This window comes from Bacillus sp. AY2-1 (genome assembly GCF_008368965.1).
GTDB classification, from domain to species: Bacteria; Bacillota; Bacilli; order Bacillales; family Bacillaceae_G; genus Bacillus_A; species Bacillus_A thuringiensis_S.
Genome location: NZ_QPEL01000030.1, coordinates 40,406 through 49,827, shown reverse-complemented (window position 1 = coordinate 49,827; position 9,422 = coordinate 40,406). Strand labels below are relative to the sequence as shown.

Genomic DNA, 9,422 nt, shown 5'->3' with positions numbered 1-9,422 from the left:
GGAGAGCTTTTGCTCTTCTTTGAGCTAACAACATCCTAGGTAGATGGAATGAGGTGTGCAAGGATGGCTAGAACATTGCATACAAGAGTTATTATGGATAGCGGTAAAGAGTATGATCTTGATGTTCACCCAGAAGACTTTATGAGTCGTATCTCAAATAAAGAAGGTGAATTGTATAAAGGGTTTGTTCACTTTTTAAACCTTTCAATAAATCCTCTACATATTTCTTCAATTGAGACCCTAGAAGTGCAAATTGATGAGAGTTTAGGAGTTGCTGCAAAGTCTGTACTTAAACCATTTATTACAGGTATTAAAAGAGGATAGGAATAGTTAATAACTGCAAGGTCGCTATCGATATGGATGGCGACCTTTTATTTTGGAATTAAAAGGTGGTGAAAATAATGGATGCCATGTTAGAAAACATCAAGTTGAAAAAGAAACTTGAATTTTTATCTAATATAGCTAAAGAAAATCAAGAATTAAGGAAATCAGTAAATGCATTGTTTCAAACTCTGGAGGGCTTAAAAGATAAGGTAAATCTATTAAGTGATCAGGTAAGTGCAAGTTATAGCGCGGATAATATCTTAGGTACTCCTGAGGATGCACTTACAAGAATAAGAGAATGTGAATTAATGGAGGATGAATGAAATGGCTAATAACAAATTAAAGATTAATATCGATGCGGATACTCCTGAAGCATTAAAACAAATGAAAGAAGTAACTGAAGCTGTTAATGAATGTGTAGATGCATTAGAGAAATTGGAGAAGGTTATGGGTAGATTTGCAAACCAAAGCGATACAGTAGAGCTTTATTGTCAAGGTAAATTAATATCGCAATCTATGATTAAACAAACACCAATAAAAGATTTATTGGAAAGAGATAAAGGTAATAAGAATTGTTTGGTAAAGACAAATGAAAGGGTATAAAACCAAACAACAGAAGCGTAAGTTTTATGACAGTGGTGATTGGAAGAGTATTCGTGAACAAGTAAAGAAGCGTGACAACTATGAATGTCAGGAATGTAAACGTAATGGTCGAGTACAAACAGACACGAATGAATACAGTGAGAGTGCCAAGCGTAAGAAGATACAGCTCGTTGTCCATCATATCAAAGAGCTCGAGCATCATCCAGAACTTGCATTAGAAATGGACAATCTAGAGACAGTCTGTGTGGATTGCCATAACAAAGAACACGGTAGAACATTCAAAAAGGAACCGAATAAATGGGAAAACGATGAAAAGTGGTAAAAATAATTCAGAAACAGTACCCCCCTTAAAATATTTCATCAAAAAATGCTCTAAGGGGCACCGGAGGAGGGGGGTAACTGTCAGGTTTTTTTCGATTTTACGCACGTAAGGGGGGGGGAGATGGCTGTTAGTATTGTGAGGTTAAAAGAACAGCTTATGAATAGTATTGATATTACAGATTTAGTCGAAGTCGAAAAGGTAGAAAGATATATTGATCTTGTAAAAGCATTTAGAAAAATAAATAAAACTATTAATAAAGAAGGCGAGTCCGTAACGATAAAAAACGGTTCTCAAGTTTTTGTTAAAGCCCACCCTCTTATAAGTGAGAGGAATAAAATTAACAGTTCATTAATTGCTTTGGGAAGAGATATAAAACTTTCTCCTAAAGTTGGTGCTTCTAATTCAGGTTACAGTCCAAGTGATTTAGTATGATTAGGCAAAAATATGTAGATGAATACATTGAACTTTATAGAAGTGGTGAAGTAAAGTTCAACAATGAAAGAGAATTGTTAATTGAATACCTGGAAAAATACGTTTTAAACAGAGACGACTTGTATTTTGATGATGAAATGATCGAGAAGTGTATCCGCTTTGGTGAAAAGTGGTACTTTCCATTACAATCATTTCAAAAATTCTTAATAGCATTCGTCTTTTTATTTTATAATAAAAATGGCCGTGTGTTTTATAGGAAATTCTTGTGGATGCTTGGCCGTGGCGGTGGATTCCAACAATGGGGACATATTCGTTTTGTAGAAGGAAACCGAGGGTTTGGATTCTATGTCTGTAACTCAAATGGATGGCACTTTAATAGCTTGGGAGAAAGGAGAAAGGAGTAATAGTATATGAATCAGAATCAAAATTCAGCTGTTGCACCTCCACAACCTGGGGATGTAACACCGTTTATGGGATATTTAGTAGAGCTGGAAAGATCTGAAACTGGAATTTTTGTAAACATCCCCATCAATGTATTAAATAACGCAGGGCTTTCAAATGGCATGAATAAAGTCGATGTGTGGAGAGAACTTGATGGAACCATAAGTTTTAGAAATGCAACCGGATGCGAAATCTGCAAACGTGGAGCACGTCTATATGAACTAGATATGGGATTTGCGAAAAAGTACATTTGTATGGAGTGTTATACATCGCTCACCAGTTCTTATCCACTACAAGAACCACTAAAGCCGACTAATGAAAATAATACGCAAACAGAGCAGGAGCAGCATTAGTTGGTCTTTTTTTATTGCCTAAAAAGGAGATGAGAACAGTGGAAGATGCGATTTTCAACTCAGTCATTCAACAAGGTGCATTTGCAGCGTTATTTGTGTGGATGCTATTTACTACACAAAAAAAGAATGAGCAACGTGAAGAAAAGTATCAACAAGTAATTGATAGAAACCAACAAGTAATAGAAGAGCAAGCAAAGGCTTTTGGATCTATCTCTAAAGATGTAACAGAAATCAAACAAAAACTATTTGAAGGAGATGTTCAATAATGGGGTATATCGTAGATATTTTAAAATGGAATGGTAATATTAACTGGGATGTAGCAGCACCACAATTAGACTTAGTAATTGCTAGGGTACAAGATGGTTCTAATGTAGTTGATCATATGTATCCAAGTTATGTTGGTGAAATGAAAAAACGTAGTGTTCTTTTTGGTAACTATGCGTTTTGTCGATTCGTTTCTGACAATGATGCACGTGTAGAAGCTCGTGACTTTTGGAATCGTGGAGATAAAGATGCATTGTTTTGGGTAGCTGATGTGGAAGTGAAAACAATGGGGAATATGTTAGCTGGAACGTTAGCTTTTATTGATGAATTGCGCCAATTAGGTGCTAAAAAAGTTGGGCTATATGTTGGTCATCATACATATAAAGAGTTCCAAGCGGGTCAAGTAAACGCTGATTTCGTATGGATTCCTCGATATGGTGGGAATAGACCAGCTTATCCATGTGATATCTGGAAATACACAGAGACAGGTAATGTACCTGGTATTGGTAAGTGTGATTTGAACCAATTGATTGGCAGTAAATCATTATCTTGGTTTACAGGAGAAAAACGACCAGAACAAGCTATTGCCAATGGCGGCTATCAATATGTTAAATCTGGTGGTTTTGGTATTTCATTGGTTCAGGAAGTCGTAAACGCTATGAATGAGCGTGGAACAAAAGGGAAGGTTGTCTCTGATCCATTAACTGGTTTAGCGTACTTACAAACTGAAGTACTGCCTAATGGCGAACTTGATAAGATTACAGCTTGGATGGATGAAAGAAACTGGTGGTACGAGTACATTAAAAAATAAAACAAAAGAATAGTTTTATGAAAAAAATTATTATCTGGTTCTATATGTAGATAATTATATATTGATTTTCATCTTTATAAATGTTAGGGTAAATATACACCGTTTCTTATTTATCTATGAGTACTGTCTGTAGAACGAATAGAATAATTTGAAAAAAATCCCCTTTTGCACCTATATGCAGAAGGGGATTTTAATATTTATGAGATTTAAAATTTACTTTTAGATAATGCTTTAAGTACAGGCTTTATAATTAAACCTATTAAACGAAAGCCCTTAAATATAGAGCGTACAACTTTCAAGGAATGTTCCTCCTAGTTGATATTAATAAATGTATCATTATATAAAAATTTTTCTTCCATATAAAATCACAGCAATTTAACAAAACATGATTTCTATATAAGTGTTCTATTTTACGCTAGTGATATGTATGTGAATGTGCTTTAATTTAACGAAAAAGGCCATCTATTATGAAATGCACCCCAAATGTTAGATGTAATTGGGGTACACATCTAATTCGTGAGGTATTTGAGTCGTAACTTTAAATAAGTCCATTTCAAACAGATTTTAAGCTAAAAAATTTGGTAAATCCTCTATCCATGCTTTGAAGCTATCGCAATATTCTTCGAATTTCCCTTTATCATCATAGTAATAATACACCTTCGATTCTAATCTATGTAAGCAAAAATAATCTCCATTTCCAATACCATAGAAGGGGAGCATATTTGAATCCCAATTACCATTACTCATTTCATAATTATATACCTCTTCTAGTGTATCATTTCCATTTGTTTTACCCTTTGAAATATTATAAATATCACCTGGAAATGACCAGAATGTCATCAACTCAATAAAATATTTAAATTCATTACTAAACGAGCAATTAAATTTATTACTTAATTCTTTCCATTCTTTATCTGTTGGCTTGTCTAATACCTCGGTTTCTCTTTCTAGAATATTTGATAATATAGACTCTACTTCATTATAATTCATTTGTTTTCACCTCTATGTTTAATTTTAAATACCTTCTCCTAGTAAAACATACTCACTACCACGTTTTTTCCAATGTTCTCGTATTTCCTTGGCTTTTTCTGCGGGAGTAAGTTCAGATGGTTTTGTGTGATCATTTATCCAAATGTGTATTAGATTTCGTAATGTAATAGTTTCTATTTTAAGAGAGATTTCATCTTCATCATCGAACTTGTCTTGGAAATGCAGAAATAATTTTACCATTACCATTTAAAAACAAACGAATAATTACCTTAATTAATCTTCAGAATCCTCATCTGTAAATTCATTGCCTTTAAATACTGGATGCCCATTTGGATCGAGCATACCCATTACTTTTTTATCCCTATCAGACACAATTAGTGTATAGTCCTCCATAAGAAAAGGGTTTTTTGGTAAATCCACTAATATTCTCCAAGCTGGTCTTATATCATCGTTGTTTCTATTTTCTTTCTCAATTTTAAATGTATAAGCCTCATCAAAGAAAAGATGGTTGATATCTTCATTAACTACTCCACCTAATTTATTTTTCTTATGATAATGTTTAGCAATTTCTATTGCTTCCTGAGGTTTTAACATCACATCTATAGTAATTTCATTTATTTTCCTATAATGTCTTGAAAAATCTTCTTGCTTTAATCTTATATAGTTTTGAAATTCTTCAGTAGACAATTGTTTAAACTCTTCATCAGACATATTTTTATACTTATCTAAAGACATATAAAATTCTCCTTTCTATGAATCTCCTTTTTGGCAGGGTAAAGATGTTGCTGGTTCTGTAGATATGGGATTAGACTTTACTATTGGTGCAAAGGTAAGTGTGAATGATTCGCCACAATACAAAGTACACAATAGCAAGGGCAAAACATACTATGTATCAGCAATTGAAGCCTATGTGTATGTAAAGTAAGAGTTACAAAAGAGACCTCAAATGTGAGGTCTCTTTTGTTGATTATTCTCCATATGTAACTTCTCTTCACTTATTCCAAGCTAGATAACATGCTTCATTGAAATATCCAATCTTAAAGAAAACTGTTTCTTCGAAAAGTTCTCTCCTTTACTTATGCTAAGAATCTAGCAAAATAGCTAGTCAAATTCAATTACTTTCACCCATGCTACTTCTTCTTCTTCTTCATATTCCGAAAAAATTAATTTTTAATATCTTTCAAAAAATCTTCTAGAACTCTTTTGACGGGGAAGCTAGCCTTTTCCAATAATTTTTGTGCTGTATCAATTACTCGACTATTGGATACTATCATCTTTTTATGTTCTTCAGAATTGAAAGACCTTAAAGAATCTATCGTAGTCTCAACAACTTCATCACTTTCATCAAGCATATTCAATAGTAATTCCAATCCATTTATTCCTAAATCATCATCAATGCAATAAGCCAGCCTAATTTTCCACTTATCATTTTTATCATTAATACTTTGAAATAATTTTCCCCAATCTTTGTCAGTAAAATCATTCAGCAGTTCTTGAGCATACATAAATCCATCATCATACCAAGAATCTTCTGAACTATTTTCGGATAATATTTCATTTAATTCTTCATACATTTCTTATTCCTCCTTTATTTCTAAAATCCAGATGGTGGTAATGCATTAGCTTTACCTGTCGGATAGGCACTAATAACACTATCTCCTTTCTTTATCACATCTATTTCTACACCATCAATAGTACCTCGATGCCAAGTTGCTCCGTCCCTAGCTCTAGTACTTATTAATTTAGAATTCCCGATATTCTCAACGCATTTTAGTATTTTTGTGTCACTCCACCCATCTGGAAATACTGTACTACTTTTTATTTTAGATAATTTACCATCTGGAAACTGAGTAGTATACTTAATGTTCTTTGTTCCATCTGGATTAATTTTAATTTCCTCTACAACATAGTTATGATGATTATTATTTATTCCAGAAGAATGTCCCCCAATAATCTCATTCTTATTAGGGTTTTTTCTTTGTCCCCACAGAATTTTTTCTTCCATTTCGGGTGTGATTGTGGAATTAGCTCCGCTGGTTTCATTACCAGAATTATCTGTTTTTTTAGTTGCATTTCCCTCTTTATCAAGTTTACCATTCTCTTTAACTTTATTAACACGCTCACCAGAAGATGGAGAAGACTCGAATTTTTGAAGAGTATCCTTGGCATTTTGAATCGATTTATCCCAAACCAATCCACCGTGTACAACAGCACCAACACCAGCCGCTGTAGCAACTGCATCTAATGGAAGAACAATTGATGATGCTAACCCACCACTTCCTACTTCTGCGACGAATGTTAAGAAATTAGCCCCACCTATGACTGAAATACCTTCAAAAATTTCTACAATAGATCCTGCCGTTGATATAATATGTCCAGTGAATCTTCCAGCTTGATAAGTTGCTTTGCTTTCTAATTTATCATTATCAGGTGGTGTTAGTCCAATATAGTCTTCAGCTACTGCACTGCCAGCGCCTTGTATAAAGTCCCAAGCACCTTCATAAATATCTTCGACACCATGTTTAAACTTATCTAGTAAAGATTCATCTTTTTTTTCACTATTTAATGGACCGCACATTGCTCCTTCTTCAATTGAACTACCATTTAAAAGATTGTCGGCCTGACGCTTCCTATCTTCTTCAATCGCCTGAATGGAAGTCGTCCACTCCATATTCAACCCTTGTGTACTAAACGTGCCGCTTGCAGGACTAAATCCTTTTCCGCTTTGGACTTCGGCAAGACCAGTAGCAATACTAGCTGCTAGTTGAAGGGCCGTGCTGTAGTTATTACTGGATGTATAATTAAATTCATATAAATGCTCTAGTTTTTCTTCAAGTTTTTTTCTCATCGCAACTAAAACAACCACAATTGCTTCTACTCCAGGCATTGGTGTAAGTACCTCTATTGCTTCAATACTTGCAATTGTTTGATTGATTTCTTGGATTTGTTCTTTTATTTCTTGTTCGATAACATCTGTCGAAGCAACTTTTGCTTGAAATTCATTTGGAAACGCATCGTTTTGACGAATTAATTCTTCACATAAGTATATAATGCCTTGCGCCAAAGGCCGAAATGTTTGGACAAGATAGGCTTTTGCACTGCTATATGTTTGTCCTTGTAACACAGTATCAATTGCAAAAGCGTCAATTGACTGAATCGCTTGTTCCATAGCTTGAATGGTAGCCGTACATACAGCATTCATACTTTGTGTTTGGGCATGTACTTCCCCTAAATACATGTTTAAACTCAAAAATCTCCCCCCTTTTATGTGAACAAGTAAATCATACCAATTAAAGGATATATATGTAAATATGCTACTGTAGTAAACTCAATATCAAAGTAGAACTTTTCCATTTAATTACTAAAGTACCATCGAATTCGTTTATGGGTACCTATGAAGAATATGGTATACAAAATAAATTTACAGGATTTGAAATGAATATATAATAGAAGAAAAAAGAAATATTTATATTGTTATCACCCTGTTGGCGTCAACCTCATGCGCCTAATGGCAACAAAAAACATCTACTTCGTTCCATTCGGTCAAGATGCACCAGAGAAAAAACCGAACTCAATGGTAGCTCGCATGGAGCTGCTGGAAGACACAGTATTAGAAGCACTGCAAGGAAAGCAATTGCAACCGGTGGTCGTAGAAAAATTCAGATATATGAATTAAAAAACGAAAAAAAACGGACAATTTTTGATGAAACCATCATTCTTACTGTAGAATATGATAAAATTAACGTTATTAAGATTAGAAGGGGTATTGTATACTCCTTCTGATTCTAAGTTATAGAAGGATTGGTATCTAGAAAGGGGCATAGTGATGGAAAAGCAAAAAACTTTTCATGTCGCTGTAGTTGGAGCAACCGGCGCAGTTGGTGAACAAATGTTAAATACTTTAGAGAAACGAGAATTTCCGATTGGGAAGTTAACGTTACTTTCATCTAAACGATCTGCAGGTAAGAAACTTGTATTTAAAGGCGAAGAATTTACAGTTCAAGAGGCAACTCCTGAAAGCTTTGAAGGAGTAGATATCGCACTATTTAGTGCTGGTGGATCTGTATCGAAACAATTAGCGCCAGAAGCAGCAAAACGCGGTGCGATTGTTGTTGATAATACAAGTGCATTCCGTATGACAGAAAACGTGCCACTTGTTGTACCTGAAGTAAATGAAAATGACTTAAAAGAACATAATGGCATTATTGCAAATCCAAACTGTTCTACAATTCAAATGGTAGTAGCTCTTGAGCCAGTTCGTCAGCAATATGGTTTAAAACGAGTAATCGTTTCCACATATCAAGCTGTATCAGGTGCTGGTGCGGCAGCTATTGAAGAACTTCATGAACAATCACAAGCAATCTTAAATGGCGAAGAAGTTAAGGCAAATGTTCTTCCTGTATCAGGTGATAAGAAGCATTTCCCAATTGCTTTTAATGCGATTCCACAGATTGATAAGTTCCAAGATAATGGATTTACATTTGAAGAAATGAAAATGATTAACGAAACGAAAAAAATTATGCATATGCCTGAATTAGAAGTAGCGGCAACGTGTGTACGTTTACCAGTTGTATCAGGACACTCTGAGTCTGTTTACATCGAAGTAGAAAAAGAAGGCGTAACAGTAGAAGAATTAAAGAGCTTACTTGCAAATGCGGAAGGTATTGTTCTGCAAGATAATCCAGAAGAGCAGTTATATCCAATGCCAGCTACTGCAGTAGGTAAAAACGAAGTATTCGTTGGAAGAATCCGTAAAGATTTAAATAACGATAAAGGATTCCATCTTTGGGTCGTATCTGATAACTTATTAAAAGGCGCTGCATGGAATTCTGTTCAAATTGCAGAGCGCTTAGTAAAATTACAATTAGTGTAAACGGCTAAG

The 9,422-nt window shown here is 34.4% G+C and carries 13 protein-coding genes and 4 pseudogenes; 12 read left to right on the top strand and 5 right to left on the bottom strand.

What is annotated here, in order from left to right:
* Window positions 1–63: 63 nt before the first annotated feature.
* The 9 genes and pseudogenes from DN403_RS08415 to DN403_RS08375 all read left to right on the top strand — a co-directional run bounded on the left by DN403_RS08415 (window position 64) and on the right by DN403_RS08375 (window position 3,550).
* On the top strand, window positions 64–324 hold the full coding sequence (locus DN403_RS08415) for a hypothetical protein (RefSeq protein WP_065703326.1): 261 nt from the start codon (window positions 64–66) through the stop codon (window positions 322–324).
* A gap of 77 nt (window positions 325–401) precedes the next feature.
* Window positions 402–647, top strand: coding sequence for a hypothetical protein (locus DN403_RS08410; RefSeq protein WP_086397951.1), 246 nt, complete (start codon window positions 402–404; stop codon window positions 645–647).
* A gap of 1 nt (window position 648) precedes the next feature.
* On the top strand, window positions 649–927 hold the full coding sequence (locus tag DN403_RS08405; protein ID WP_086397950.1) for a hypothetical protein: 279 nt from the start codon (window positions 649–651) through the stop codon (window positions 925–927).
* The gene (locus DN403_RS08400) at window positions 914–1,249 is read left to right on the top strand and encodes an HNH endonuclease (RefSeq protein WP_086397949.1); all 336 of its coding nucleotides are present in this window, start codon (window positions 914–916) and stop codon (window positions 1,247–1,249) included. The genes DN403_RS08405 and DN403_RS08400 overlap by 14 nt, the downstream gene beginning before the upstream one ends.
* A gap of 120 nt (window positions 1,250–1,369) precedes the next feature.
* Entirely contained in the window at window positions 1,370–1,681 is a 312-nt protein-coding gene (locus DN403_RS08395) for a P27 family phage terminase small subunit (RefSeq protein ID WP_000301142.1), read from the top strand.
* Window positions 1,678–1,971 (top strand): annotated as a pseudogene (locus DN403_RS08390) (terminase large subunit); the annotation flags it as partial. The gene DN403_RS08395 and the pseudogene DN403_RS08390, both read left to right, overlap by 4 nt.
* A 120-nt stretch (window positions 1,972–2,091) precedes the next feature.
* Window positions 2,092–2,475 carry a hypothetical protein gene (locus tag DN403_RS08385; protein WP_086397948.1) on the top strand — a complete coding sequence of 128 codons (384 nt, stop codon included), beginning with the start codon at window positions 2,092–2,094 and terminating at the stop codon, window positions 2,473–2,475.
* Between the two features lie 29 nt (window positions 2,476–2,504).
* Window positions 2,505–2,741, top strand: a complete 237-nt coding sequence (locus tag DN403_RS08380; RefSeq protein WP_001261076.1) for a BhlA/UviB family holin-like peptide — start codon at window positions 2,505–2,507, stop codon at window positions 2,739–2,741.
* Entirely contained in the window at window positions 2,741–3,550 is an 810-nt protein-coding gene (locus tag DN403_RS08375; protein ID WP_086397947.1) for a GH25 family lysozyme, read from the top strand. Before DN403_RS08380 ends, DN403_RS08375 begins: the two co-directional genes overlap by 1 nt.
* 564 nt (window positions 3,551–4,114) lie before the next feature.
* Here the strand turns inward: DN403_RS08375 and DN403_RS08370 are convergent.
* The 3 genes and pseudogenes from DN403_RS08370 to DN403_RS08360 all read right to left on the bottom strand — a co-directional run bounded on the left by DN403_RS08370 (window position 4,115) and on the right by DN403_RS08360 (window position 5,275).
* Window positions 4,115–4,540: an SMI1/KNR4 family protein gene (locus DN403_RS08370; protein ID WP_086397946.1), complete on the bottom strand. Its 426-nt coding sequence runs from the start codon at window positions 4,538–4,540 to the stop codon at window positions 4,115–4,117.
* A 24-nt stretch (window positions 4,541–4,564) separates the two neighbouring features.
* Window positions 4,565–4,753, bottom strand: a pseudogene (locus DN403_RS31690) (hypothetical protein); the annotation flags it as partial.
* Between the two features lie 60 nt (window positions 4,754–4,813).
* Window positions 4,814–5,275: a hypothetical protein gene (locus DN403_RS08360; protein WP_098280136.1), complete on the bottom strand. Its 462-nt coding sequence runs from the start codon at window positions 5,273–5,275 to the stop codon at window positions 4,814–4,816.
* 4 nt (window positions 5,276–5,279) lie between these two features.
* Between DN403_RS08360 and DN403_RS31685 the strand changes: the two are divergent.
* A pseudogene (locus DN403_RS31685) lies at window positions 5,280–5,465 on the top strand (N-acetylmuramoyl-L-alanine amidase); the annotation flags it as partial.
* Window positions 5,466–5,703: 238 nt separating this feature from the next.
* On the opposite strand, the gene DN403_RS08350 reads toward DN403_RS31685, so the two are convergent.
* Together DN403_RS08350 and DN403_RS08345 are read right to left on the bottom strand one after the other, a co-directional pair.
* On the bottom strand, window positions 5,704–6,114 hold the full coding sequence (locus DN403_RS08350) for a hypothetical protein (RefSeq protein ID WP_086397943.1): 411 nt from the start codon (window positions 6,112–6,114) through the stop codon (window positions 5,704–5,706).
* Between the two features lie 20 nt (window positions 6,115–6,134).
* Window positions 6,135–7,790, bottom strand: a complete 1,656-nt coding sequence (locus tag DN403_RS08345) for an EndoU domain-containing protein (RefSeq protein ID WP_149185392.1) — start codon at window positions 7,788–7,790, stop codon at window positions 6,135–6,137.
* Between the two features lie 237 nt (window positions 7,791–8,027).
* On the opposite strand from DN403_RS08345, the pseudogene spoVFB reads away from it, so the two are divergent.
* Window positions 8,028–8,216 (top strand): annotated as a pseudogene (gene spoVFB / locus DN403_RS08340) (dipicolinate synthase subunit B); the annotation flags it as partial.
* A gap of 150 nt (window positions 8,217–8,366) precedes the next feature.
* A complete protein-coding gene (gene asd / locus DN403_RS08335) occupies window positions 8,367–9,413 on the top strand; it encodes an aspartate-semialdehyde dehydrogenase (protein WP_000414849.1) in 1,047 nt (348 codons plus the stop codon).
* Window positions 9,414–9,422 lie beyond the last annotated feature (9 nt).

What these genes read in the sequence shown, in the direction of transcription:
- DN403_RS08370 (WP_086397946.1), bottom strand. Translation starts at nt 4,540, where the DNA reads ATGAATTATAATGAAGTAGAGTCTATATTATCAAATATTCTAGAAAGA.
- DN403_RS08360 (WP_098280136.1), bottom strand. Translation starts at nt 5,275, where the DNA reads ATGTCTTTAGATAAGTATAAAAATATGTCTGATGAAGAGTTTAAACAA.
- DN403_RS08405 (WP_086397950.1), top strand. Translation starts at nt 649, where the DNA reads ATGGCTAATAACAAATTAAAGATTAATATCGATGCGGATACTCCTGAA.
- DN403_RS08380 (WP_001261076.1), top strand. Translation starts at nt 2,505, where the DNA reads ATGAGAACAGTGGAAGATGCGATTTTCAACTCAGTCATTCAACAAGGT.
- DN403_RS08415 (WP_065703326.1), top strand. Translation starts at nt 64, where the DNA reads ATGGCTAGAACATTGCATACAAGAGTTATTATGGATAGCGGTAAAGAG.
- DN403_RS08375 (WP_086397947.1), top strand. Translation starts at nt 2,741, where the DNA reads ATGGGGTATATCGTAGATATTTTAAAATGGAATGGTAATATTAACTGG.
- asd (WP_000414849.1), top strand. Translation starts at nt 8,367, where the DNA reads ATGGAAAAGCAAAAAACTTTTCATGTCGCTGTAGTTGGAGCAACCGGC.
- DN403_RS08385 (WP_086397948.1), top strand. Translation starts at nt 2,092, where the DNA reads ATGAATCAGAATCAAAATTCAGCTGTTGCACCTCCACAACCTGGGGAT.
- DN403_RS08395 (WP_000301142.1), top strand. Translation starts at nt 1,370, where the DNA reads ATGGCTGTTAGTATTGTGAGGTTAAAAGAACAGCTTATGAATAGTATT.
- DN403_RS08350 (WP_086397943.1), bottom strand. Translation starts at nt 6,114, where the DNA reads ATGTATGAAGAATTAAATGAAATATTATCCGAAAATAGTTCAGAAGAT.
- DN403_RS08400 (WP_086397949.1), top strand. Translation starts at nt 914, where the DNA reads ATGAAAGGGTATAAAACCAAACAACAGAAGCGTAAGTTTTATGACAGT.
- DN403_RS08410 (WP_086397951.1), top strand. Translation starts at nt 402, where the DNA reads ATGGATGCCATGTTAGAAAACATCAAGTTGAAAAAGAAACTTGAATTT.